Source organism: Micromonospora sp. I033, assembly GCF_053890995.1.
In genome coordinates, this window is sequence record NZ_JBSSLX010000009.1 from 35872 (window position 1) to 60428 (window position 24557).

The following is a 24557-nucleotide window of genomic DNA, read 5'->3' on the forward strand; positions in this document are numbered from 1 at the left end:
GCGAAAGGCCCCACCGGGCACACCGGTGGGGCCTTGAGCGTGCCGCGCGGTCAGGTGCGGCGCAGCAGCCGCCACGTCGCGTACCCGCCGGTGCCCAGGGCGAGTAGGAAGACGGCCCACACGACCGTGGTGCTGACCCGGACCCCACCGTTGCTGCCGACGTTGGCCCCGGCGGCGGCGATCAGCGAATCGCTCTGTGCCGGGGGCATCGCGGGAGGCGGGAGCTGCTGCCAGCGGACCAGCCCGGTGCTCTCCAGCATCAGCATGTGATTGGTGACGAAGGTGTTCGTCTGGTCGGCGAGCTTGCGCACGATCGGGTCCCGGGTGCTGGCCCGGACCGCGCCGATCACCGGGAAGATGTTGCCGTGCGCGACCCGGAGCCGGGTCACGAAGATCTGGTCGAACTGGGCGCCGGTGGCGTTCTGCATCTCGGTCAGCCAGCCCTGCTGCTGGGTGGTCGGGGTGGTCGGCAGGGTGGCGCCCAGCTTGTTCGCGGCCTCGACCACGAGCTGGTCCAGGACGCCGTGCTGTCGCGCGATCTCCGCGCCGATCTCCCGTACCCGCTTCGACTGGCCCTTCTCGGCGGCCATCTGCCCGGCCGGCATCTCCCAGAGCCCGGCCAGTCGTACCCCGTTGAGCAGCGTCATGTCGGCGGCGTTGAGCTGCACACCGGGGTTGGGCGCGGCCTGTGCCGTGCCGGGAAGGACGCCGATCCCCGCGGCGAGCGCGACGAGCAGCAGGGTCACCCGGTGCGCCAGCCGGCGGCGTGCGGATTCCAGCGGTGCCATGGTTGCGGTGCCTCCTCGGTCCGGACCGGTACGCGGGATGGCGCGGACGGCCGCCCCCGCGGCCGTCCGTCCGCCCACTGGTACGGATCACGGCCCGATTCAGTTCACCGGGACGCGCGGCCGGTCAGCCGACGTCGAGCGGGTCGGCGAGGAGGCGTTCGAAGGCCAGCTCGGCGGCGCCGATCAGGGCCGCGTCCTCACCGAGCTTCGGGGTGCGCAGCCGCACGTGTTCCAGGCAGGCGGGCAGCCCGTTGGAGTTGAGCCGGCTGCGCACCTGGGCGGCGGCGGCCAGGTAGAGGTCGCGCATGGTGCCGCCGAAGATGACCATCTCCGGGTTGAAGATGTTGACCAGGTTGGCCACGCCGAAGCCGAGCCAGTCGCCGGCCTGCCGGACGGCGGTCTGGGCCCGCGCGTCGCCCCGGTCGGCGGCGTCGAAGACGGCCAGCAGGGCCTCGCGGCCCCGGGCGTCGGAGCGGCCGGCGGCCCGGAGCAGTCCGTGCTCGCCGATCTCGGTCTCCCAGCAGCCGCGCCGCCCGCAGTCGCAGCGCACGCCGTCGCGGACCACCACCATGTGGCCGACCTCGCCGCTGTAGCCGCCGTGTCCGGTGAGCCGCCGCCCGCCGGCGATGATGCCGGCGCCGACGCCGACGTCCCCGTAGAGGTAGATGACGTTGTCGCAGCCGGCCGCGGCGCCCCGGGCGTGCTCGGCGAAGGCGGCCACGTCGGCCACGTTGCCCACCGTGATGGGCACGTCGACGCCCAGCTCCGCGGCGAGCGCCGCGCCGATCGGCTCGTCCACCCAGCCGGTGGTCGGGCTGAGCCGGACCAGCCCGTCCTCCCGGCGGACCATGCCGCAGACCGCGACCCCGGCGCCCACGCAGATCGAGTCGGGCGGCACCGCCCGGTGCATCTGCTTGACCGCGCCGGCCAGCAGCGGGGCGGCCTCCTCGGCGACGAGGTTGCGCGGCCGTTCCAGTTCCCGGCGGTCGAGCACCTCACCGCCGAGCCCGACCCGCGCGGCCCGCAGCCGGTCCACCTCGACGCTGTACGCGTACGCGTAGACCCGGGCCGACTCGGGCCGGACGACCAGCGAGGGTCGTCCGGCCCGGCCGGTCTCCTTCGGCGTCCCCTCGCTGACCAGACCGGCGCCGGCCAGGTCGGCGGTCAGCGCGCCGATGGTGCTGCGGTTGAGGCCGAGCGCGGTGGTCAGCTCCGCGCGGGTGGTGGCTCCGCGCACGTGCACGTAGCGGAGCAACGCGCCCAGGTTCTGCCGACGGATCTCGTCCTGGCTGGGTCCCGCGCGCATCGCCACCGTCATGCCCGTACCGGGTTCAGCGGGTGCCCGTGGCGGCCGAGCGGCGCCGCGACAGGGCGTCGACACCCGCGGCGAGCATGAGCACCAGGCCGGTGAAGATGTACTTCAGGCCGGCGCTGAGGTCCAGCAGTCCCATGCCGTTGATGATGACAGCCACCACGGCGCCGCCGAGCACCGCGTTGATCATCCGGCCCTTTCCGCCGAAGAGGCTGGTGCCTCCGATGACGGCCGCGCCGACCGCGTAGAGCAGGACATTGCTGCCGCCCGTGTTGGGGTCGACGGACCGGTCCTTGCTGGCCGCGATGATGCCGCCGATCGCCGCCATCCCCGAGCAGATCACGAAGGCGGAGATCTTGATCCGGTCCACGTTGATACCGGCCCGCCGCGCGGCTTCCGCGTTCCCACCGACCGCATAGAGGTGCCGGCCGTACGCGGTGCGGTCGAGCACGAACGTCCAGAAGATGAGCAGGACCGCGATGATGGGCACGACCACCGGCATGCCCTTGTTCGACGAGATCAGCGTGTTGATGCTGCGCTCCTGGTTGAGCACGTAGACGGCCGAGCCGATCAGGACGGCGACCCCGACGATCCGGGCGCCCACCACGGCGATCGGGTCGGTGACCAGGCCGCGCGCGGCCCGGTTCCGGTGCCGCAGCAGCTGCGCGGCGGCGTACCCGAGGATCGCGACGGCGGCCAGCAGCCAGCCGACGGCCGGCGGGATCAGGCCGTTCTCGATGCCGACGATCACGTCGTCACCGATCGAGATGTTGGTGCCCTCCTTCATCAGCAGCAGCACCACACCCTGGAAGCCGAGGAAGCCGGCGAGGGTGACCACGAAGGACGGGATGCCCACCTTGGCCACCAGGAAGCCGAGCGTCAGACCGATGATCACGCCAGTGGCGAGGGCGGCCGACACGGCCACGTACCAGGGGTAGCCGAGCACGCTGACGACGTTGGCCAGGATGGCCGCGCACACACCGCTGGCGAAACCGGCAGAGAGGTCGATCTCACCGAGCAGCAGCACGAAGATCAGGCCCATCGCGATCACCGTGACGGCGGCGCCCTGGGTGAAGAGGTTCGCGAAGTTCCCCGCGGAGAGGAAGACCGGGCGCACGATCGCGAAGACGACGCAGAGCACGACGAGACCGATGACGGCGGGCAGGGAGCCGAGGTCGCCGCCGCGTACCCGGGCGAGGTAGTTGCGGACGTGGTCGGCGACGGCGGGTGTGGGCGTGACGGCCGCCGGTCCGTCCTTCTTCACAGCGGTGGTGGTCATCGAAGGGCTCCCGGGGTGGCGTCGGCGTGCTCGCTGCCGTTGCCCGACCCGGCGCCGAGGCCGAGGTTGCCGGAGCGGCCGGCGGTGATCAGCTCGACCACCTGCGAGTGAGTGATCTCGGTGGTCTTCACCTGGGCGACCATCTGGCCGAGGTAGAGCGCGGCGATCCGGTCGGAGACGGCGAAGACGTCGTTCATGTTGTGCGAGATGAGCACCACGGCCAGGCCCTTGTCGGCCAGCCGGCGGACCAGCTCCAGCACCTGGGCGGTCTGCGCGACGCCGAGCGCGGCGGTCGGCTCGTCCAGGATGACCAGCTTGCTGTTCCAGAGCACGGCCTTGGCGATGGCCACGGTCTGCCGCTGCCCGCCGGAGAGGCTGGACACGTGCTGGCGCAGCGACTTGACGGTGCGGACACTCAGCCCGGCCAGGGTCTCGGCGGCCAACTGCTCCATGGTCGGCTCGTCCAGCACCACCCCGCTGCGCTTCTCCCGGCCCAGGAACATGTTCTGCACGATGTCGAGGTTGTCGCAGAGCGCGAGGTCCTGGTAGACCACCTCGATGCCGAGCCCGGCGGCGTCCCGCGGGTTGTGGATGGTCACCGGTCGCCCGTCGAAGAGGAATTCGCCGGCGTCGGTGGGGTAGATGCCGCTGATGCACTTCACCAGGGTCGACTTGCCGGCGCCGTTGTCGCCGACCAGCGCGGTCACCTCACCGGGATGGGCCGAGAAGGCGACATCGCGCAGAACCTGGACGGGACCGAAGCTCTTGTCGATCCCGCGTAGCTCCAGCAGGGGGGTCGCGGACACGGGGGTCTCCTTTTGTAACGGAGGGAAGATCTCGGACCCGTCCGTGACGTGCCGCCCGGCACGGTGGTCACCGTGCCGGGCGGCGTCGCCGGCGGGTTGAGGTGGGGCGGGTCAGCTGATGCCGGCGTCGGTGCAGAGCTTCGCGTACGCCCCGGTGCAGAGTTCTTCCTTGGTGACGAAGCCGTCGGCCACGACGTCCTTGACGTTGTCCTTGTAGATGGCCTTCGGGGTGAGCAGGACGGCGGCCACGTCCCGGCCGCCCTCCGGGTCCTTGACCGTCTGGCCGGTCTCCTTGCGCTCGCCCTTGGCCAGTGCGATCGCCAGGTCCGAGGCGGCCTTCGCCTCCTCCTTGATGGCCTTGTAGACCGTCATGCACTGGTCACCGGCGAGGATGTTCTGCAGGCCCTGGACGGTGGCGTCCTGGCCGGTCACCGGCACCTTGCCGTTGAGCTTGTTCTTCTTCAGCACCGAGATGGCCGCGTTGCCGAGACCGTCGTTGGCAGCCAGCACGCCGTCGATCTTGCCCTTGGTCTGGGTGAGCATCTGCTCGAAGATCACGCCCGCCTGCGCGTTGTCCCAGTCCGGAACCGACTGGTCCGGGCCCTTCACGTATTCCTTCGAGTCGAACTTCGGCTTGAGGATCGAGTCGTAGCCGTTCTTGAACAGGGTGGCGTTGTTGTCGGTCGGGGAGCCGTTCAGGTAGGCCACGACCGGGCTCTTGGCGCCCTTGTCGGTCAGGCACTTGCTCAGGCCCTCGCCCTGGAGCTTGCCGACCGCCTCGTTGTCGAAGCTGACGTAGTACTCGGCGGAGCCGCCCAGGGTCAGCCGGTCGTAGTCGATGGTGGCGACGCCCTGCGACTTGGCCTTCGCCAGGACGGCCTTGCCGGTGCCGGAGTCCAGGTTGACGATCATCAGAGCGGTGACGCCGCTGGTCAGCATGCCGTCGGCGATGGTGGAGAAGGCGGACTTGTCGCCCTGGGCGTTCTGGATGGTGTAGTCGACACCGGCGGCCTTGAAGGCCTCCTCCAGGAACTTGCGGTCCGCGCTCTCCCAGCGGGCGGAGGACTTGCTGTCCGGGAGGATCACGCCGATCTTCGGCTTCTTGTCGGTCGAGCCGCCGGCCTGGTCGGAACCGCCGTTGTCACCGCAGGCGGCCATGCTGCCGGTCGCGAGAAGACCGACGGCCGCGAAGGTGAGGAAGCCCTTGCGCATATGCATGGGTCCTTTCGGGGGTTGGGGGAGTTGTCGGTGTTTTGTTGTGCCCGGCAACGTATTCCTCCCCGCCGAAGCCGCGCAAGAGAGCCGAGGTCAGAAGTTTGTTGGCGGCAGTAACAATTCAGCAACGCAACTGACACCCCGTCGTCACCCCGCGAAGAGCGCTCCCTCGGACGGCCTGCGGAAACGCTCCCATGTAGCCGGTCAGGCGCTGGCGATCGGGGCGGTGACGGCCCCCGTCAACGCGACCAGGTCACCCGGGGCGAGTCGCAGTTGCAGGCCCCGACGCCCCGCCGAGACGTAGACCGCCGGATGCTCCAATGCGGACGCGTCGACGACCGTGGGCAGCCGCTTGCGCTGGCCGAGCGGGCTGATCCCGCCGCGGACGTACCCGGTGGTCCGCTCGGCCACGGTCCGGTCCGCCATGGCCGCCCGCTTGCCGCCGACCGCGGCCGCGAGAGCCTTGAGGTCCAGTTCCCCGGTGACCGGTACGACCGCCACGGTCAGCCCGCCGTCGACCTCGGTGACCAGCGACTTGAACACCTGGCCCGGGGGCACCCCGAGGGCCGCCGCGACCAGGGCGCCGTAGTTCGGCGCGTCCGGTGAGACGTCGTACGGGTGGGTGCTGTGCGCGATCTTCCGCTTGGTCAGCAGTGCCGTCGCCGGAGTGCCCTGTCCCGCCATGACCGCCAAGCTAACCGGCCCCCGCCCACCGGGCGAGCCGAAAACCGTCAGGCGGGAAGCGGGCGGCCGGTGGCTCGGGCCGCCGGCCTCCCGGCGGGCCGCCGGCCGGTCGGTTCAGGCGGGCACCGGCTGGCAGAGCAGCACGGTCGGTGCGCCGGCCACCCTGGTCAGCACCAGGCTGGCCGCCGCGTCGCCCGCCAGCTTCAGGTCCCGGCGCAGCTTCTCCGGTTCCAGCGCCGAGCCGCGTTTGAGGATCTCCACCCGGCCGACCCGGCGCTCCCGCAGCAGGGCGCGCAGCCGCTTCAGCGAGAACGGCAGCACGTCGGTGATCTCCAGGCAGCGGGCGAACGGGGTCGGTCGGGCCGTGTCGCCGTACAGGTAGGCGATGCTCGGGTCGGCCAGCGTGGCGTCGAGGTCGCGGGCCAACTCGGCGACCAGGTGCGCGCGCACCACCGCCGGATCCGGGTCGTAGAGGAAGCGGCGGGTCGCCCCGACCGGCGCCTCCGCGTCGCCCGCGCCGGTCAGCACATGTGCGGCGTCGCCGCGGAGCAGCGTGGCCCGACGGGGCACGTCGGCCAGCGCGCCGCACCAGAGCGCCGCCTCGACGAGGTCGCCGTCGACGCTCACCCACTCCGCCTCGGCCCCCGCCGGGATCAGCGCGTGGTCCAGCCCCGGGGCCACCTTCACCACCGTGTGCGGCACCCGCTCGGCCAGCCCGGTCACGAAGTCCCACGACGGCGAGTAGGAGTTCGGGTCGAAGATCCGCCGGCCGGTGCCGGCCTTCCGCCGGGCCGGGTCGCAGAAGACCCCGTCGACCCGGGTCACTTCGAACGCCGTGGCGTCCCCGCACTCCACCGTGAACCGGTCGGCCAGCCCGGCCGCCTCGGCGTTGGCGGCAGCCATCGCGGCGGTCAGCGGGTCGGCCTCGACGCCGTACACCCGGATGCCGGCCCGGGCCGCGGCGAGCGCGTCCGCCCCCAGGCCGCAACCCAGGTCGGCGAGCGTGGCGACGCCCGCGGCGCGCAGGCGTTCCGCCCGGCGCCGCGCCACGACGCCCCGGGTGGCCTGCTCCAGGCCCGCCCGGGTGAGGAACATGCCGTGGGCCGCGGGGCCGAACTTGCCGACCGCGCGGCGGCGCAGCTCCGCCTGGGTCAACGCCGCCGCCGCGAGGCCGGCCGGCACCCCGGCGGAGCGGAGCGCCGCCGCCGCCGTCAGCGGGTCGCCGCCGGCCACCCGCGCCGCCGCGTCGAGCGCGGCCGACCCCTCGGGGGTACGCAGGGCGGCGAACTGTTCCAGGTCCACCCGGACATTCTCCCGGCCACCCCGGGGCCGACCGCCCCCGGACCCCTGCGGCGACCCATGATCGACTCCACCTCGCCGGAGTGGCGGTGTGCGGGTCGTCGGGATACCGCCACGTCGCCGACCTGGAGTCGATCACCCAGATCTCGGCCGGCCCGGGGCGGTGGTGTCAGCGAGGGGTGGGGGCGGCGGCGACGAAGGCGCGCCAGCTCGCCGGGTCGAAGGTGAGCGCGGGGCCGCCCGGGTCCTTGCTGTCCCGCACGGCGACCACGCCGGGCAGGTTGTCGGCGACCTCCACGCAGGCGCCGCCGTTCTGGTTGCTGCGCGAGGCCTTGCGCCAGGTGGCACGGGTCAGGTCCATGATGTCGCCACTTCCTCGATCAGCCGGACGGACTGCCCCCGTGGCAGCGCCTCTCCTGCCACAGCCTCCCAGCGCCGACCAAGGGTGGCAATGTCGTTCGGGCCGTCCACGGTCTGTGCCCGGAGCTGGTTGTCGAGGTGGGCCAGCTCGGCGCCGCTGGCGAGTCGGGCCAGGATGAACGGGCCGGCGAGGCCGGCGTGCCAGAGCGCATCGGCCGGTACGACCCGGATCTGCACGTTCGGCTCCGCGCCGGCGGCCAGCAGGTGCTGGAGCTGCTCGTGCATGGCGATCCTGTCGCCGACCTGTCGGCGCAGCGCCTGCTCCTCAATCACCGCGACGAGCTGGGGTCGATCGCTGCCGGTCAGCACCGCCTGCCGGGCCAGTCGGGCCACCACCCGCGCCTCGATCTCCTCGGCCGTCAGCTCGCCGCCCACGCCGAGCATCGCCCGGGCATACCCCTCGGTCTGGAGCAGGCCGGGGATCACCGTGGGGTCGTACCAGCGCAGCGAGGTGGCCTCCCGCTCGATCTCCTCCCACGGGCGGAACCAGTCCGGCGCGGCGTGGAAACGGATCAGCTCCAGCATGGTGGCGAAGAGGCCGCCGGTCTTCAGCACCGCGTCGACCCGGGCCACGTAGTCCGGCCGGACCGGACGGTCGCCGGTCTCCACCGCGCTCACCTGCGACGACGAGTAGTTCACCAGCTTGCCCAGCTCCTCCTGGCTGAGCCCGCGCGCCTGCCGCGCCCGCCGGAGCTGGTCGCGCAGGAACGTCAACGTCGGCACCTGGGTCATCCGGCCCCCCCTCCTCGACGGCTACGGCCCCGAACGGTAGGGAGCCGGTCACCGTGCGTCGAGGCGTTCCGGGCATGTTGCGGCGACCCGTGGCGGAACTGTGGCGACACGGGAGGCGACGGGTTGGCACTCTCCTTGACGGAGTGCTAGCCGAGGAATAACCTGCGATTAGCACTCTCACCCTGAGGGTGCCAACGCCCGGGCCCTGGTGTCCGGGGGTTGAGCGCCAGGCGGACCGGCACCCGCGACGACGGCCCCGCCCGGTGGCATGTGGCAGATTGACGCCGGTCGGCGCGCCGACCGGCAACGACACCAAGTACCCCAGGAGGGTATGCCCGTGACTACCGCGACCAAGGTTGCGATCAAGCCGCTCGAGGACCGCATCGTGGTCCAGGCGAACGAGGCCGAGACCACCACCGCCTCGGGCATCGTGATCCCCGACACCGCCAAGGAGAAGCCGCAGGAGGGCACCGTCCTCGCTGTCGGCCCGGGCCGGATCGACGACAAGGGCAACCGCGTGCCGATCGACGTCAAGGTCGGCGACACCGTCCTCTACTCGAAGTACGGCGGCACCGAGGTCAAGTACGCCGGCGAGGAGTACCTGGTGCTCTCCGCCCGCGACGTCCTCGCGGTCATCGAGAAGTAAGCAACCGATCAGTGTCGTTGCCCCGGTCCGGCTCGCCGGGCCGGGGCAGCGTCGCTTGGAAGGGATACAGATGGCGAAGATCCTGAGCTTCTCGGACGACGCCCGGCACCTGCTGGAGCACGGTGTCAACGCCCTCGCGGACGCGGTCAAGGTCACTCTCGGCCCGCGCGGGCGCAACGTCGTCCTGGACAAGAAGTTTGGTGCGCCCACGATCACCAACGACGGCGTGACCATCGCCAAGGAGATCGAGCTCACCAACCCCTACGAGAACCTCGGCGCGCAGCTGGTCAAGGAGGTGGCGACCAAGACCAACGACGTCGCCGGCGACGGGACCACCACCGCGACCGTGCTGGCCCAGGCCATGGTCCGCGAGGGCCTGCGCAACGTGGCCGCCGGGGCCAACCCGACCGGCCTCAAGCGGGGCGTCGACGCGGCGGCCGCCAAGGTCTCCGAGGCGCTGCTCGGCCGGGCCGTCGAGGTGGCCGACAAGGAGTCGATCGCGCACGTCGCGACGATCTCCGCGCAGGACGCCACCATCGGCGAGCTGATCGCCGAGGCGATGGAGCGGGTCGGCCGCGACGGTGTCATCACCGTCGAGGAGGGCTCCGCCCTCACCACCGAGCTGGACGTGACCGAGGGTCTCCAGTTCGACAAGGGCTTCATCTCGCCGAACTTCGTCACCGACGTGGAGGGGCAGGAGGCGGTCCTGGAGGACCCGTACATCCTGATCACCACGCAGAAGATCTCGGCGATCGAGGAGCTGCTGCCGCTGCTGGAGAAGGTCCTCCAGAACAACAAGCCGCTGCTGATCATCGCCGAGGACGTCGAGGGCCAGGCCCTGTCCACGCTGGTGGTCAACGCGATCCGCAAGACCATCAAGGTCTGCGCCGTGAAGGCCCCCGGCTTCGGCGACCGCCGCAAGGCGATGCTGCAGGACATGGCGATCCTGACCGGCGCCGAGCTGGTCGCCCCGGAGCTGGGCTACAAGCTCGACCAGGTCGGCCTGGAGGTGCTGGGCACCGCCCGCCGCGTCGTGGTCGACAAGGAGAACACCACGGTCGTCGACGGTGGCGGCCAGTCCGCCGAGGTCGCCGACCGGGTCGCCCAGATCCGCAAGGAGATCGAGGCCTCGGACTCCGAGTGGGACCGGGAGAAGCTGGCCGAGCGGCTGGCGAAGCTATCCGGCGGCATCGCGGTGATCAAGGTCGGCGCGGCCACCGAGGTCGAGATGAAGGAGCGCAAGCACCGCATCGAGGACGCCATCGCCGCGACCAAGGCCGCGGTCGAGGAGGGTACGGTCCCGGGTGGCGGCGCCGCCCTGGCCCAGATCCTGCCGGTGCTCGACGACGACCTGGGCTTCACCGGTGACGAGAAGGTCGGGGTCTCGATCGTGCGCAAGGCGCTGGTCGAGCCGCTGCGCTGGATCGCCCAGAACGCCGGCCACGACGGCTACGTGGTGGTGCAGAAGGTCGCGGGCCAGGAGTGGGGCAACGGCCTCAACGCCGCCACCGGCGAGTACGTCGACCTGGTCAAGTCCGGCATCCTCGACCCGGTGAAGGTGACCCGCAACGCGGTCAGCAACGCCGCGTCGATCGCCGGCCTGCTGCTCACCACCGAGAGCCTCGTGGTGGAGAAGCCGGAGAAGGCCGAGCCGGCCGCCGCCGGTCACGGCCACGGCCACGGGCACGGCCACCAGCACGGCCCGGGCTTCTGATCCCGCGCCGTACGGCCTGACGTCAGGGCACACCGCCACCCGGCGGTGTGCCCTGATCCGTATCTGCTTACGGAACGCTGACGAGGTTGGCGGTAGCCCGCCCGGACCGACGACACTGGTCGCCGTGAGCAGCATGTCGCGCGGTCGGGCCGCGCTGGCCGGGGTCACCGCCGCCGCCGTCGCGATCGGCGTTGCCGAGCCGGTGGCCGTTCTCACCGGCCCGCGGTCCGCGCCGCTGATCGCGGTCGGCGGGCTGGTGGTCGACGTGGTGCCCGAGCCGCTCAAGCAGTTCGCCATCGCGGTGTTCGGCACGTACGACAAGATCGCCCTGCTGGTGGGCACGGCGCTGCTGCTGGCCGCGATCGCCGCGCTGCTCGGCGTGCTGGCGGCCCGGCGGCTCCGGATCGGCCTGGCCGGCATCGCGGCGTTCGCCGCCCTCGGGGTGGCCGCCGCGCTGACCCGGGCCGGCGCGGACGCCTTCGACGCGCTGCCCGCCCTGGTCGGCGGCGGGCTGGGGGCGCTCACGCTCTGGGCCTTCATGGCCGGCCCGCTGCGGGAGGACGCCGGGCCGCCGGCCTCGTCCCGGCCGTCGCCCACCCGGCCGACGCCGACGCCGACGCCGACGCCCGAGCCTTCGCTGTCCGCGCCCACGCCGCCCCCGGTCGTCGCGGCGCTCGCACCCGAGGAGCCTCCGGCCGGGTGGGAGCCGCTGGAGCCCGGCGACCACGAGTCGCGGCGGCGGTTCCTGCGCGGCGTCGGCCTGCTGGCCGGCACGGCGGCGGTGGCCGGCCTGGGTGGGCACTGGCTGGCCGGGCGGCGGGGCGTCGCGGCGGCCCGCGAGGCGGTGAAGCTGCCGGCCCCGGCGGCACCCGCCCCGCCGGTGCCGGCCGGCGCGGACCTGTCGGTGAGCCGGCTCGCCCCCTTCGTCACCCCGAACCGGGAGTTCTACCGGATCGACACCGCCCTGGTGGTGCCGCAGGTGGACCCGGCGACCTGGCGGCTGCGCATCCACGGCCGGGTCCGCAACCCGATCGAGCTGAGCTTCGACGACCTGCTCGCCCGGCCGATGGTCGAGCGGTACGTGACCCTGGCCTGCGTCTCCAACGAGGTGGGCGGGGACCTGATCGGCAACGCCCGCTGGCTGGGCGTGCCGATCAAGGAGTTGCTGGACGAGGCGCAGCCGGAGGAGGGGGCGGACCAGGTGGTCGGCCGCTCGGTCGACGGCTGGACCTGCGGCACCCCCACGGCGGTGCTGCGGGACGGGCGCGACGCGCTGCTCGCAATCGGGATGAACGGCGAACCGCTGCCGGTCGAGCACGGCTTCCCGGTGCGGATGGTGGTGCCCGGCCTCTACGGGTACGTCTCGGCGTGCAAGTGGGTGACCGAGCTGGAGCTGACCAGCTTCGCGGACTTCGACGCGTACTGGGTGCCGCGCGGGTGGTCGGCACAGGGACCGATCAGGACGCAGTCCCGGATCGACGCGCCGCGCCCGCGCAACCGGCTCACCGCCGGCCCCGTCACGGTGGCCGGGGTGGCCTGGGCCCAGCACCGGGGCATCCGCCGGGTCGAGGTACGCGTCGACGGCGGCCCCTGGCAGGAGGCGCCGCTGGCCCCGACGGTCTCGGTGGACACCTGGGTGCAGTGGTCGTGGCGCTGGGCCGCCACGCCGGGCGAGCACACCCTCCAGGTCCGGGCCACCGACGCCGCGGGGGAGGTCCAGCCGGAGCAGCGGCGCCCGGTCGCCCCGGACGGCGCCACCGGCTGGCACACCGTCACGGTGACGGTGGGCTGACGCGGGTCCTTCGTCCGGCGGATCCGGACATACCGCTCCGATCCCCGTTAATCTCGTCCGGTGGAGGGCGGATCGGGGCGCAGGCGCTCACTGATCCACGGCTACGGCACGGCCCGGCGGGCCAGCTGGCTGGAACTCTTCTTCGACCTGGTCTTCGTGGTCGCGGTGTTCCGGCTCGGGCAGCTCCTGGTGGCCGATCCGTCGGCGCGCGGAGTGCTGGTCTTCGCCGGTCTCATCAGCACGATCTGGTGGCTGTGGTTCAGCTTCTCCTACTTCGCCGACCTCTTCGACGACGACCGCCCGCCGAGCCGGCTGGTGCAGCTCACCGCGATGCTCGGGGTGCTGGCGCTGTCCGCGTCCCTCCCCGGCGCGAGCGCCGCCGACGCGGACCGCTTCGCGGTGACCTACGGGCTCCTGCTGGTGCTGCTCGCCGGGTCGTACGGCGTCGTGGGGTGGATCGACCTGGAGGCCAGGGACTTCTGCCGGTGGAACGCCGGGGGGTTCCTGGTGGCGGCCGTGCTCTGGTTCGGCTCGCTGCTGGTGGCCGCACCCGCCCGGTACGGGGTCTGGGGAGCCGCGCTGGCGCTCAACGCGGCGGTCGCCGGACCGTTGGCGTACGCCCTGTCGCGCCGCGCACCCACCCAGAAGTCGCACATGCCGGAACGCTTCGGCCTGTTCACCATCGTCGTGCTGGGCGAGGCGGTGCTGGCGGTGGCGAACGGCATCGACGCCGGCGGCTGGCGACCGGCCTCGGTGGCGATCGGGATCGCCGGGTTCGTCATCGCGTGCGGGATCTGGTGGGTGTACTTCCTCGCCACGTACGACCGCGAGGCGGGCAACCGGGTGCTGCGGGCCGGGCGGCAGGCGATCCTGCGCAGCTACCTTTACGCCTACGGGCACCTGGTGGTCTACGCGGCGATCGTGGTGGCGGGGGTCGCCGTCGAACTTGCGGCGGAGGCGGCGGCCGGTCACGGCCCCGGCGCCACCGTGGCCGGTCGGCTGCTGGGCGGCAGCCAGGTGGCCATGATGGCGGGCTGCGTCGTCATCTACCGCGGCATCAGCCTGTCGGTCGGCCGCCCGGTCGCGCTGGCGCAGGCGGGGTTGGCGCTCGTGGCGCTGGTGATCGGGCTGGCGGGGCTGCCGCCGCTGGTGGCTGTCTCGCTCGCCGCGGCGTCCTGGGTGGCGCTGACGGTCGTGGAGCAGTGGTCCGCGCCGGACATGCGGGAGTGAGCCCGGGACGGCGCGGCAGGCGCCGCGGCCCGCTCCACGGGGGAGCGGGCCGCGGCGGTGGTGCCGGCGCCTCAGACCGCGACGCGCCCGCCGTCGACCGGCAGGACCGCGCCGTGCACGAAGCTCGCCCGGTCGGTGGCCAGGAAGGCGACCGCCTCGGCGATCTCCTCGGCTGAGCCGGGACGCCCGGCGGGGGACATGCTCGCCAACTGGTCGAGGTCCTCGCCCATACCGGCGGTGCCCTCCGTCCGGGTGGGGCCGGGGCTCACGGCGTTGACGCGCACCCCGTGCGGCCCGTACTCGGCCGCCCAGGACTTGGTGAGCAGCACCAGCGCGGCCTTGCTCGCCCCGTACAGGCTCATCCCCGCCATGCCGAACTCGGCGACCATGGTGCTCAGGTTGATGATCGCCCCGTGGCCGCGCTTCGCCATCTCGGGCGCCAGCTCGGCGACCAGGAAGTACGGCACCTTGACGTTCAACGCGAACACCGAGTCGAAGGTCTGCTCGCTGGTCTGCTCGGTGGGGCCGAACGGGTAGATGCCCGCGTTGTTGACCACGATGTCGACCTGACCGGCCAGATCCCGGGCCCGGGCGGCCAGTTCCCGCGCCGACGCCTCGTCCCGCAGCTCGATCGCCACGAAGTCGGCCCGCCCGCCGCTCGCGCGGATGTCCCGGACCACCTGGTCGCCCCGCTCCGGGTCCCGGCCGGAGATCACCACGTGTGCGCCGAGTTCGGCCAGCGCCCGGGCGGCCGCCCGGCCGATGCCGCTGTTGCCGCCGGTCACCAGCGCCGACCTGCCCTGCAGTTCCGTGCTCATGTTTCACCCACCTCTGTTCCGCGTCTGCGGTTCCGGTCGGGCCTGTCCCGACCAGTGGGTGCAAGTCGGCGGGCGGCCGAGGTTTTCCCGCCGGGTTGATCGAGGAACTTATGGCCGCCATAAGCGGCCCGCGGGCTACTCCGTCGCCCGTAGTTCCAGGGCGGCGATCAGCCGGCCGAGATCGCGCCGGTGGGAGCTGGCCGGCCAGGCGGCCCAGGTGCGCCGGACCAGGGGATGCCCGACCAGCGGGGACCAGGTGACCGACTCGGGGAGCGGCTGCGACCAGTGGGGCGGCGCCAGCGCGAACGCCGTGCCCGCGGTCACGGCGGCGAGTTTGACCTCGGCGATCAGCTCCTGTCCCTCTGGTGCGGCGGGTCCGAGATCCAGCCCGTGGCTGCGCAGGATCGCGGTCAGCTCGTCGTACCAGGCGGGGCTGCCGGAGCGGGGGAAGCCGACCCAGTCCAGCCCGGCGAGCGCGTCCAACCGGATCCCGTCCGGCCCGGCGAGGGCGGCGGCCTGTGCCGTGGCCAGCAGCACGCCCAGGCGTTCCTCGACGACCGGTACGGCATCCAGGTCGGCGCCGACGGGGTGCTCCCGCACCAGCCCGACGTCGAGCTCACCGGCGCGCAGCGCGGCGAACTGTGCGGCGGTGGACAGGTGGCGGGCCTGGACCCGGGTGTCCGGACACGCCACGGCCAGCTCGGCGAGCGGCCGGGTGAGCAGATCGGCGGGAAGCTCCAGCGGGATCCCGAGCCGGAGCACGCCGCCACCCGTCGCGCCGTGCCGGTTGACCGCGGCCACCGCCTGGTCGTACCGCGCCAGCACCGCCCGCGCCTCGGTCAGCAACGTCATGCCCGCCTCGGTGGCCCGTACGCCGGTGCTGCGGCGGACCAGCAGCGGCACCCCGAGCTGCCGCTCCAGGCCGTTCATGGCCTGGGACAGCGCCGGCTGGCTCAGGTGCAGCCGACGAGCGGCCGCGGACAGGCTGCCCTCCTCGACGACCGCCACGAACGCCCGCATCTCCCGCAGCTCCACCGGCCCATCGAATCACGCCCGGCGGCGACGGCCGGGCGGGAAAGCCACCGCACGGCGACGCCGCGCCCAGGAGGAGCGCGGCGTCGCGGTGGTCGGTAGGGAGCGGTCAGGCGATCTTGCGCTGGTCCGGGACGGCGGACTTGTGCGGCCGGCCGAGGCGGGCCTCCAGCCGGGCGATGTCCACCCGGGTCTGCCGGCGGTCGGCCAGGTCCTCCCAGCCGAGAGCGAGCAGCCGCAGCCGCTCCGACTCGCTGAAGCCGCCCCACACGCCGTAGGGCTCGCGGACCGAGAGGGCGTGCGCGGCGCACTCGGCGCGCACCGGGCAGGCGCGGCAGACGGCCTTGGCGCCGGACTCGCGGCGCAGCCGCGACGAGCCGCGCTCGCCGTCGGGGTGGAAGAACTGCGCGCTGTCCCGTCCCCGGCAGGCACCGAGCCGCTGCCAGTCCCAGAGGTCGACAATGGGTCCGGGCAGTCTGCGTACGTTCGACATCAGCACCCCTCCTCCCGCGCGGCACCGCGAGAATCTTCGTGGCCAGCTCCTACCGGGGCGGTGGTCCGCGCGGGACACCGTTTCCGGAGTGACCCCTCGGTACCCGGGCTTTCCCGCGCTCACACATCTGTGATCGAAAACCTCGGACAGTTGGCGGCATATGCCCCATCTGCCGGAAAAGTTCGGATGATTGCCCGGAACCTCCTCCCGAGCGCAGCCCGTCGTGGTCTGCTCTGAGGCGGAGAGGAGACCACTGTGCGTAGCGTTCTCGTGTGCGTTCGGACACCACTCGCGGCCCAGCACCTGACCTCCGCGGCGGCGCGGCTCGGGCTGTCGGGCGTGCTCCGGACGGCCGTCTCCGATCCCGAGGTGATGCTCCGGCTCGCCGAGCGCCCGGTCGACGTGGTGCTCGCCGACACCGCCCTCACCCGGCCGGACAGCGCCGGCTTCGTCCGCCGGGTGCTCGCCCGCGCCCCGCAGGCCGCGGTGCTGCTGCTCGGCGCCGAGGAGTCGGAGGCGGCCGCGGCCACCATCAGCGCCGGGGCGCGGGGTCTGATCCAGAACGCCGACCACGACCTGACCAGCGCGGTCGCGAAGGCGCTGCTGCTGCTCTCCGCCCCCGGCCGGCCCTCCCGGCACCGGGTCAGCGACCCGGCCCGGGACGCCGCGGCGGTCGGTGGGCCGGCCCGGTCGGCCGCGCCGGGGCGTACCCCGGCCGGGCCCCCGTGGCCGACGAGCCCGGCGGAGGGTCCCGGCGGGGCGCCGACGGTCGTGCCGGTGCAGCGCGTCGAGGACGCCGCCGACCCGGCGGCGGCCGAGGCGGAGCCGGCGCCGGCGGGCGGTCCGCAGCGGCCGGCGCGCACGCCGCGCAGCGCGATCGGCCTCACGGAGCGTGAGCTTCAGGTGCTGCTCGGCATGGCCGAGGGGAAGAGCAACGCGGAGATCGGGCGGGAGCTGTTCGTCTCGGAGGACACCGTCAAGACGCACGCCCGCCGGCTGTTCCGCAAGCTCGGCGCGCGCGACCGGGCGCACGCCGTGGCCGCCGGCTTCCGCGCCGGCCTGGTCGCCTGAACCGGCCGGTCAATCCTCCGCGGCGTCGTCGGTGCCCTCGGTGAGGGTGTCGTGCACGCCGTCCGCGTAGCCGCGGGCGTAGTCCCAGCTCACGTAGTGGTCCGGGTCGGGGTCGTAGGCCGGCTCGTGCACCCGGGGCCGCCCCGAGCTGAGCAGGTGCCGCAGGTTGCCGCGCAGCAGGTCCCAGTCGAAGTAGTGCGGCTCGCGGCAGTCCTCGCATTCGATGACCAGCCCGCGGACCCCGATCGGCTGGAGCAGGGCCTGGTAGATCTCCAGGTCGGCGAGATCCTCCAGGACGTCCTGCCGCTCGATCTCGGTCAGCGGGTCGAGCGGGTCGGCCTCGCGCGGGTCGTGCAGGCCGGCAGCCGGATCGGCCGGGTCGCCGTTGAACGGGTCGATGGGCTCGTCGTGCACCCCCTCACCGTAGACCCCGACCCGCCGGAAAGTCCGCCCCCGGGACTCCTGTGGCGCCGCCTACCCCGGGCCCGCCGCTGCCGGGGGCGGAGCAGCTCAATGGGTACGATGAAGCGACGCGCCGTCACGCCGGCGTGCGCCGGTGCCCGCGCGCGCCGCCTCGCTGCAGCCCGTCCGACCAGCTCAGGGGAGCAATCGTGGAGAATTCGCCCAGCACCGAGATCCCGGCCGGCCGCGACGGCGGTGAGCTGGGCGGCCACCTGCCCGAGCTGCCCGCCGGCTCGGCCCGGGTGGTCCCGCTCGGGTTGACCTTCGACGACGTGCTCCTCCAGCCGGGCGAGTCGGACGTGGTGCCGAGCCGGGTGAACACCCGCACCCGCCTCACCCGCCGCATCGAGCTGACCGTCCCGCTGCTGTCCAGCGCGATGGACACCGTCACCGAGGCGCGGATGGCCATCGCCATGGCCCGCCAGGGCGGCATCGGCGTGCTGCACCGCAACCTCTCCGTGGAGGACCAGGCGCTCCAGGTCGACCTGGTCAAGCGCTCCGAGTCCGGCATGATCACCAACCCGGTGACCGCCAGCCCGGACGACACCCTCCGCGAGGTCGACGCGCTCTGCGGCCGCTACCGCATCTCCGGCGTGCCGGTGGTCGACGGGCAGGGCGAGCTGGTCGGCATCGTGACCAACCGCGACATGCGCTTCGTCTCCGACCCGGCCACCCCGGTCCGCGACATCATGACCCGGACCCCGCTGATCACCGCGCCGGTCGGGGTGAGCAAGGACGAGGCCCTCGACCTGCTGCGCCGTCACAAGGTCGAGAAGCTGCCGATCGTCGACGAGGCCGGCAAGCTGCGCGGGCTGATCACGGTCAAGGACTTCACCAAGAGCGAGCAGTACCCGAACGCCACCAAGGACGAGGCCGGCCGGCTCCGGGTCGCCGCCGCGGTGGGCGTCGGCGAGGACTCCTACAAGCGGGCCCGCACCCTGGTCGACGCCGGGGTGGACGTGCTCATCGTGGACACCGCCCACGGCCACCAGCGGGCCGTGCTGGAGATGGTCGCCCGGCTCAAGAAGGACGTGGCCATCGACATCGTCGGCGGCAACATCGCCACCTACGCGGGCGCCAAGGCGCTTGTCGACGCGGGCGCCGACGGCATCAAGGTCGGCGTCGGCCCGGGTGCCATCTGCACCACCCGGATCGTGGCCGGGGTGGGCGTACCCCAGATCACCGCGATCATGGAGGCGTCCCGGGCGGCCCGCCCGGCCGGCGTGCCGGTGATCGGCGACGGCGGCATCCAGTACTCCGGCGACATCGCCAAGGCCCTGGTGGCCGGCGCGGACACGGTGATGCTCGGCAGCCTGCTGGCCGGCTGCGAGGAGAGCCCGGGCGAGCTGATCTTCATCAACGGCAAGCAGTACAAGGCCTACCGGGGGATGGGCTCGCTCGGCGCCATGCAGTCGCGGGGCCAGGGCAAGTCCTACTCCAAGGACCGCTACTTCCAGCAGGACGTGCTCGCCGAGGACAAGCTGGTCCCGGAGGGCGTCGAGGGCCAGGTGCCCTACCGGGGCCCGCTCGCCCAGGTCGCCCACCAGCTCATCGGCGGGCTCCGCGCCGCCATGGGGTACGTCGGCGCCGAGAGCATCCCCGAGCTGCACCGGCGCGGCCAGCTCATCCGGATCACCGCGGCCGGCCTCAAGGAGAGCCACCCGCACGACATCCAGATGACCGTCGAGGCGCCCAACTACCACTCCCGCTGACCCACCACCCCCAAAAAACCTGGAGTCCCCCATGCGTGACGTGGTCGAGATCGGGCTGGGCAAGACCGCGCAGCGCGGCTACCACCTGGACGACATCGCCATCGTGCCGAGCCGGCGCACCCGGGACGTCGACGACGTCTCCACCGCGTGGCAGCTCGACGCCTACCAGTTCGGCATCCCCTGCGTCGGCCACCCCTCCGACGCGACCATGAGCCCGGCCTCGGCGGTGCGGCTCGGCCAGCTCGGCGGCCTCGGCGTGCTCAACGTCGAGGGCCTCTGGACCCGCTACGAGAACCCGGCCAAGGTGCTGGAGGAGCTGGGCGGCCTGGACGAGGACGCCCGGGCCACCAAGCGGCTCCAGGAGGTCTACGCGGAGCCGATCCGGCCCGACCTGATCGCCGAGCGGGTCCGCGAGCTGCGGGCCGGCGGCGGCACCGTGGCCGTCCGGGTCTCCCCGCAGCACACCCTGGCGCTCGCCCCGGTGATCCTCGACGCCGGCGTGGACATCCTGGTCATCCAGGGCACCATCGTCTCCGCCGAGCACGTCTCCACCACCGACGAGCCGCTCAACCTCAAGGAGTTCATCGCCGACCTCGACCTGCCGGTCATCGTCGGCGGCTGCACCGACTACAAGACCGCGCTGCACCTGATGCGCACCGGCGCGGCCGGCGTGATCGTCGGCATCGGTGGCGACGACTGGTCCACCACCGAGTCGGTGCTCGGCATCCGGGTGCCGATGGCCACCGCCATCGCCGACGCCGCCGCGGCCCGCCGCGACTACCTCGACGAGACCGGTGGCCGCTACGTGCACCTGATCGCCGACGGCGACATGCAGACCTCCGGCGACATCGCCAAGGCGCTGGGCTGCGGCGCGGACGCCGTGATGCTGGGCGAGCCGCTGTCGCTCTGCGAGGAGGCACCGGCCGGCGGCGCCTGGTGGCACTCGGCCGCCAGCCACCCGTCCCTGCCGCGCGGCGCGTTCGAGGTGGCCGGCGAGCCGCTCGGCTCGATGGAGAAGCTGCTCTTCGGCCCGGCCGACGAGCCGGACGGCCAGCTCAACCTCTTCGGCGGGCTGCGCCGCGCGATGGCCAAGTGCGGCTACCGCGACCTCAAGGAGTTCCAGAAGGTCGGCCTGGTCCTCGACCGCTGACCCGGGTGACCGGGCGACGGCGCGGGTGCGGATTCCGGTCCCACCCGCGCCGTCGCGCATCTAGGCTCGGCGGATGACGCGCGGCCGGCGGTGGTGCGTGGCGGTGCTCGCCGCCGCGCTGCTGGCCGGCGGCTGCACGGGGGACGGCGACGAGCGGTTCCGTCCGGGCGCCGCGGACGCGGGAGACCCGTACGTGCCGGGGGCCGGCAACGGCGGCTACGACGTCGGGCACTACACGCTGAAGGTCCGCTACGACCCGGCCGACGACCGGCTCACCGGCGAGGCCGTCCTGACCGCCACCGCCACCCAGGCGCTGTCCCGGTTCCAGCTCGACCTGGCCGGCCTGACCGTCGACCGGGTGCACGTCGACGGCGCCCCCGCGAAGCACCGCCGCGACGGCGCCGAGCTGGTCGTCACCCCGGCGCGCGGCCTGCCGGCCGGGCAGCGGTTCAGCGTCGACGTGACGTACGGCGGGGTGCCGAAGCCGCTGCCCAGCACGGAGCTTGGTGACGGCGGCTTCCAGGCCACCGGGGACGGCGCGATCGCGCTGGGCCAGCCGGAGTCGGCGAGCACCTGGTACCCGGTCAACGACCACCCCTCGGACAAGGCCACCTACGAGATCGAGGTGACCGTCCCGGACGGGCTCGCCGCGCTGAGCAACGGGGTGCCGAAGGGGACGGAGAGCCGGGGCGGCTGGACCACCTGGCGCTGGTCCGAGGGCGCGCCGATGGCCAGCTACCTGTCCACGCTGGTGATCGGCGACTACCGGGTCCGGACCGGCACCCACGCCGGAAGACCGATCGTCACCGCCGTCGCCGCCAAACTGCCCGCGGACGGGCCGGCGGCCGCCTCGGTGGCCCGCACCGGCGAGATCGCCGACTTCCTGGCCGGCCGCTTCGGGCCGTACCCGTTCGGCGCGTACGGCGGCATCGTGGTGGCCGACGAGAGAATCCGGTACGCGCTGGAGACCCAGTCCCGGCCGGTCTACGGGCCCGGCTTCTTCCGGGGCAACCGGCCGAACACCGAGGTGGTCGCGCACGAGCTGGCCCACCAGTGGTTCGGCGACAGCGTCTCGGTGGCCCGGTGGAGCGACCTCTGGCTCAACGAGGGCTTCGCCACGTACGCGGAATGGCTCTGGGCGGAGCACGACGGCGGGCGCACCGTCGAGCGGGCCTTCGCCGACCGGTACGCGGTCACCGACTGGAGCCGGCCCTCGGTGGACCCGGGCCGTGCCGCGATGTTCGGTGACGCGGTCTACCAGCGCGGCGCGCTCGCCGTGCACGCGCTGCGCCGGGCGGTCGGCGACGCGACCTTCTTCCGCATCCTGCGCGGCTGGCTGGCCGAGCGGCGGGACGGCACGGCCACCACCGCCGACTTCGTCGGGTACGCCGAGCGGACCGCCGGGAAGCCGCTGCGCCCGCTCTTCGACGCCTGGCTGGTCGGGGCCAGCGCACCGGCCCTGCCGTGACGCGGACGTGATGGTCGCCGGTTAGGCTGCCGCGGGCGGAGCGGCCCCGGGCAGGGCCGCCACGTTTCTGCTCCGGGAGGGATCGAAGCGATGGCGCGGCGCGGCGGACGACGACGGCTCGGGCTGCTGACCTGCGGAGCATTGCTCCTCGCCGGCTGCGGCTCGACCGAGCCGGACCGGGCGACGCCGGCGTTCACGGCGCCCAGCCCGACGGCCGAGCGCAGCTTCGCGCCCGGCGCGGCCGGCGCCGGCGACCCCTACTTCCCGAGCTACGGCAACGGCGGTTACGACGTCGCCCACTACACGGTGAAGGTGCGCTACGACCCGGCGACCGACCGGCTCACCGGCACCACCACGCTGCGGGCCACGGCGACCGCCAACCTGTCGGCGTTCCACCTCGACCTGGCCGGGCTGACGGTCCGGTCGGTCACGGTGGACGGGGCGAAGGCCGCCCACGCCCGCACCGACCACGAGCTGGTGGTCACCCCGGCCACCGGCCTCACCTCCGGCAACGGCTTCGTCGCCGAGATCCGCTACGACGGCCGGCCGGCCGCGCTGGACAACGACGTGCTCGGCGAGGGCGGCTGGCTGCACACCGCCGACGGGGCGATCGCGCTGGGCCAGCCGGAGTCGGCCAGCACCTGGTACCCGGTCAACGACCACCCCTCCGACAAGGCCACCTACGACTTCGAGTTCACCGTGCCGAAGGGGCTCACCGCGGTCGGCAACGGCGTCCCGAAGGGACGGAGCACCAAGGGCGGCTGGACCACCTGGCTCTGGTCCGAGGGCGCCCCGATGGCCAGCTACCTGACCACGGTGGCGATCGGGAAGTTCCGGATCACCACCGGCGAGCACAAGGGACGGCCGGTGTACAGCGCGGTCACCACGCAGGTGGCCGAGGGCGCGCCGGACCGGTCGATCGCGCGGACCACCGAGGTGGCCGACTACCTGGAGAGCATCTTCGGGCCCTACCCGTTCGACGCGTACGGCGGCGTGGTGGTCGCCGACGACCGGATCCGGTACGCGCTGGAGACGCAGAGCCGGCCGGTCTACTCGGCCGGGTTCTTCCGGCAGGGCGACAACACCGGCGTGGTCGCGCACGAGCTGGCCCACCAGTGGTACGGCGACAGCGTCTCGGTCCAGCGCTGGCAGGACATCTGGCTCAACGAGGGGCTGGCCACCTACGCCGAGTGGCTCTGGGCCGAGCACGAGGGCGAGTCCACCGTCCAGCAGACCTTCGAGCAGAGGTACGCGACCACGTCGAGCCAGGTCTGGCGTACCCCGCCGGGCAAGCCGGGGGTCGAGAACCTGTTCGGCCGGTCGGTCTACGAGCGGGGCGGGATGACCGTGCACGCGCTGCGGGTGGCGGTCGGCGACAGCGCCTTCTTCACCATCCTGCGCACCTGGGCGGCGGAGAAGAGGAACGGCAACGCGACCACCGACGAGTTCGTGGCGCTCGCCGAGCGGGTGTCGGGCAAGAAGCTCGACAAGCTCTTCGACGCCTGGCTCTACGGCACCGACCGCCCGGCGGCCCCGAAGCCGCTCTGAGTCAGGTCTTCACCCGCAGCGTCGGGTGCGCCGCGAGGAACGCGTCGGCCCGGCCGGCCCGGAGCTCGGCGAGGAACTGCCGCCCGATCGGGCGGAGCTGCTCGCCGCGGTACGAGCCGCCCTTGCCGACCGCGGCCCCGGGAAGGCCGACCAGGACCATTCCGTCGGCGGGCATCCCGCCGAGGGCGTACGCGAAGTCGACCAGCCGCCGGCCGCCGCCGACGTACAGCATGGTCTTGCCGAGGGTGCGGACCACCTGCTCGACCCGGTCCGGGTCCCGGGCCAGCCCGTCGCTCAGGATCTTGAGGACCAGGGCACGGATCAGCTGCTGCTGGTGGCGCTGCCGGGCGTAGTCGCCGCCCGCGATGTAGCGCTGCCGCGCGTAGTCCCGCGCCTGCCAGCCGTTGAGGTGGCGGGTGCCCTTCTCGTAGACCATCTGCGGCCCGACGTACCCGCTGGCCGTGTGCGGCCGGTACTGCCCGTCCGGGCGCCGGTGGATCGAGGCGACCCGCTGGTCGATGTAGAGGTCCACCCCACCGAGCGCGTCGACCAGCCGGTCGAAGCCGAAGAAGGTGAGCACCGCGCCGGCGTCGATGCGCAGCCCGGTGTACCGGCTGACCGTGGTGCGCAGCAGCTCGTACCCCTGGGCGGTGCTGGGGTGCATCTTGTCGCCGGGGACCCGGCTGCCGTAGCTCATGGCGTGGGTGAGCTTGGTCCGGCCGCCCGGGTAGCCGGACTTCGGGAAGGCCGGAATGTCGACGACCAGGTCGCGGGGGAGGGAGAAGAGGTACGCCCGGTCCAGCCCGGCCGGCACGTGCAGGACGAGGACCGCGTCGGCGTGCGGCTCCCAGCCCGGCACGGTGACCCGGGTGTCCACCCCGACCAG

At 73.1% G+C, this 24557-nt stretch carries 23 protein-coding genes; 9 read left to right on the plus strand and 14 right to left on the minus strand.

Annotation, left to right across the window (positions count from 1 at the left end; genetic code table 11):
* Positions 1 to 50 precede the first annotated feature (50 nt).
* From ACW0Q9_RS03095 to ACW0Q9_RS03135, 9 genes are all read right to left on the minus strand, one after another.
* Positions 51 to 788, minus strand: coding sequence for a DUF4142 domain-containing protein (locus tag ACW0Q9_RS03095; RefSeq protein ID WP_456178320.1), 738 nt, complete (start codon positions 786 to 788; stop codon positions 51 to 53).
* Positions 789 to 912: 124 nt separating this feature from the next.
* The gene (locus tag ACW0Q9_RS03100) at positions 913 to 2094 is read right to left on the minus strand and encodes an ROK family protein (protein WP_456178321.1); all 1182 of its coding nucleotides are present in this window, start codon (positions 2092 to 2094) and stop codon (positions 913 to 915) included.
* Between the two features lie 25 nt (positions 2095 to 2119).
* Positions 2120 to 3379: a sugar ABC transporter permease gene (locus tag ACW0Q9_RS03105; protein WP_456178322.1), complete on the minus strand. Its 1260-nt coding sequence runs from the start codon at positions 3377 to 3379 to the stop codon at positions 2120 to 2122.
* The gene (locus tag ACW0Q9_RS03110) at positions 3376 to 4185 is read right to left on the minus strand and encodes an ATP-binding cassette domain-containing protein (protein WP_456178323.1); all 810 of its coding nucleotides are present in this window, start codon (positions 4183 to 4185) and stop codon (positions 3376 to 3378) included. The genes ACW0Q9_RS03105 and ACW0Q9_RS03110 overlap by 4 nt, the downstream gene beginning before the upstream one ends.
* 111 nt (positions 4186 to 4296) lie before the next feature.
* Positions 4297 to 5397 (minus strand): sugar ABC transporter substrate-binding protein, encoded by a 1101-nt coding sequence (locus ACW0Q9_RS03115; protein ID WP_456178340.1) that lies wholly within the window; start codon positions 5395 to 5397, stop codon positions 4297 to 4299.
* A 207-nt stretch (positions 5398 to 5604) separates the two neighbouring features.
* Positions 5605 to 6084: a Cys-tRNA(Pro) deacylase gene (gene ybaK, locus ACW0Q9_RS03120; protein WP_456178324.1), complete on the minus strand. Its 480-nt coding sequence runs from the start codon at positions 6082 to 6084 to the stop codon at positions 5605 to 5607.
* Between the two features lie 114 nt (positions 6085 to 6198).
* Positions 6199 to 7386 carry a THUMP-like domain-containing protein gene (locus ACW0Q9_RS03125; protein WP_456178325.1) on the minus strand — a complete coding sequence of 396 codons (1188 nt, stop codon included), beginning with the start codon at positions 7384 to 7386 and terminating at the stop codon, positions 6199 to 6201.
* A 166-nt stretch (positions 7387 to 7552) separates the two neighbouring features.
* Positions 7553 to 7744, minus strand: coding sequence for a DUF397 domain-containing protein (locus tag ACW0Q9_RS03130; protein ID WP_456178326.1), 192 nt, complete (start codon positions 7742 to 7744; stop codon positions 7553 to 7555).
* The gene (locus ACW0Q9_RS03135) at positions 7735 to 8535 is read right to left on the minus strand and encodes a helix-turn-helix domain-containing protein (protein WP_456178327.1); all 801 of its coding nucleotides are present in this window, start codon (positions 8533 to 8535) and stop codon (positions 7735 to 7737) included. The genes ACW0Q9_RS03130 and ACW0Q9_RS03135 overlap by 10 nt, the downstream gene beginning before the upstream one ends.
* A gap of 331 nt (positions 8536 to 8866) precedes the next feature.
* Between ACW0Q9_RS03135 and groES the strand changes: the two genes are divergently transcribed.
* The 4 genes from groES (at position 8867) to ACW0Q9_RS03155 (ending at position 13917) form a co-directional block, all read left to right on the plus strand.
* On the plus strand, positions 8867 to 9181 hold the full coding sequence (gene groES, locus ACW0Q9_RS03140) for a co-chaperone GroES (RefSeq protein WP_018222648.1): 315 nt from the start codon (positions 8867 to 8869) through the stop codon (positions 9179 to 9181).
* A gap of 70 nt (positions 9182 to 9251) precedes the next feature.
* Positions 9252 to 10895 (plus strand): chaperonin GroEL, encoded by a 1644-nt coding sequence (gene groL / locus ACW0Q9_RS03145; protein WP_456178328.1) that lies wholly within the window; start codon positions 9252 to 9254, stop codon positions 10893 to 10895.
* A gap of 124 nt (positions 10896 to 11019) precedes the next feature.
* Positions 11020 to 12687 carry a molybdopterin-dependent oxidoreductase gene (locus ACW0Q9_RS03150; protein WP_456178329.1) on the plus strand — a complete coding sequence of 556 codons (1668 nt, stop codon included), beginning with the start codon at positions 11020 to 11022 and terminating at the stop codon, positions 12685 to 12687.
* Between the two features lie 60 nt (positions 12688 to 12747).
* Entirely contained in the window at positions 12748 to 13917 is a 1170-nt protein-coding gene (locus ACW0Q9_RS03155) for a low temperature requirement protein A (RefSeq protein WP_456178330.1), read from the plus strand.
* Between the two features lie 71 nt (positions 13918 to 13988).
* On the opposite strand, the gene ACW0Q9_RS03160 is transcribed toward ACW0Q9_RS03155, so the two are convergent.
* The 3 genes from ACW0Q9_RS03160 to ACW0Q9_RS03170 form a co-directional block, all read right to left on the minus strand.
* A complete protein-coding gene (locus ACW0Q9_RS03160; protein WP_456178331.1) occupies positions 13989 to 14735 on the minus strand; it encodes an SDR family NAD(P)-dependent oxidoreductase in 747 nt (248 codons plus the stop codon).
* 135 nt (positions 14736 to 14870) lie between these two features.
* A complete protein-coding gene (locus tag ACW0Q9_RS03165; RefSeq protein ID WP_456178332.1) occupies positions 14871 to 15770 on the minus strand; it encodes a LysR family transcriptional regulator in 900 nt (299 codons plus the stop codon).
* A gap of 106 nt (positions 15771 to 15876) precedes the next feature.
* Positions 15877 to 16260 (minus strand): WhiB family transcriptional regulator, encoded by a 384-nt coding sequence (locus ACW0Q9_RS03170; RefSeq protein WP_091290851.1) that lies wholly within the window; start codon positions 16258 to 16260, stop codon positions 15877 to 15879.
* 255 nt (positions 16261 to 16515) lie between these two features.
* On the opposite strand from ACW0Q9_RS03170, the gene ACW0Q9_RS03175 reads away from it, so the two are divergent.
* The gene (locus tag ACW0Q9_RS03175; protein WP_456178333.1) at positions 16516 to 17331 is read left to right on the plus strand and encodes a response regulator transcription factor; all 816 of its coding nucleotides are present in this window, start codon (positions 16516 to 16518) and stop codon (positions 17329 to 17331) included.
* Between the two features lie 9 nt (positions 17332 to 17340).
* On the opposite strand, the gene ACW0Q9_RS03180 is transcribed toward ACW0Q9_RS03175, so the two are convergent.
* Complete coding sequence (locus ACW0Q9_RS03180) at positions 17341 to 17745, minus strand: DUF5319 domain-containing protein (protein WP_456178334.1); 405 nt, start codon at positions 17743 to 17745, stop codon at positions 17341 to 17343.
* Positions 17746 to 17942: 197 nt separating this feature from the next.
* Here ACW0Q9_RS03180 and guaB point away from each other — a divergent pair, with 197 nt between their 5' ends.
* The 4 genes from guaB to ACW0Q9_RS03200 all read left to right on the plus strand — a co-directional run bounded on the left by guaB (position 17943) and on the right by ACW0Q9_RS03200 (position 23671).
* Positions 17943 to 19505: an IMP dehydrogenase gene (gene guaB / locus ACW0Q9_RS03185; protein ID WP_456178335.1), complete on the plus strand. Its 1563-nt coding sequence runs from the start codon at positions 17943 to 17945 to the stop codon at positions 19503 to 19505.
* Between the two features lie 31 nt (positions 19506 to 19536).
* Positions 19537 to 20655, plus strand: a complete 1119-nt coding sequence (locus ACW0Q9_RS03190; RefSeq protein WP_456178336.1) for a GuaB3 family IMP dehydrogenase-related protein — start codon at positions 19537 to 19539, stop codon at positions 20653 to 20655.
* A gap of 73 nt (positions 20656 to 20728) precedes the next feature.
* Positions 20729 to 22123 carry a M1 family metallopeptidase gene (locus ACW0Q9_RS03195; protein ID WP_456178337.1) on the plus strand — a complete coding sequence of 465 codons (1395 nt, stop codon included), beginning with the start codon at positions 20729 to 20731 and terminating at the stop codon, positions 22121 to 22123.
* A 90-nt stretch (positions 22124 to 22213) separates the two neighbouring features.
* The gene (locus ACW0Q9_RS03200; RefSeq protein WP_456178338.1) at positions 22214 to 23671 is read left to right on the plus strand and encodes a M1 family metallopeptidase; all 1458 of its coding nucleotides are present in this window, start codon (positions 22214 to 22216) and stop codon (positions 23669 to 23671) included.
* Between the two features lies 1 nt (position 23672).
* On the opposite strand, the gene ACW0Q9_RS03205 is transcribed toward ACW0Q9_RS03200, so the two are convergent.
* Positions 23673 to 24557 (minus strand): LCP family protein (locus ACW0Q9_RS03205; protein ID WP_456178339.1); only part of this gene is annotated, 885 nt, incomplete at its 5' end.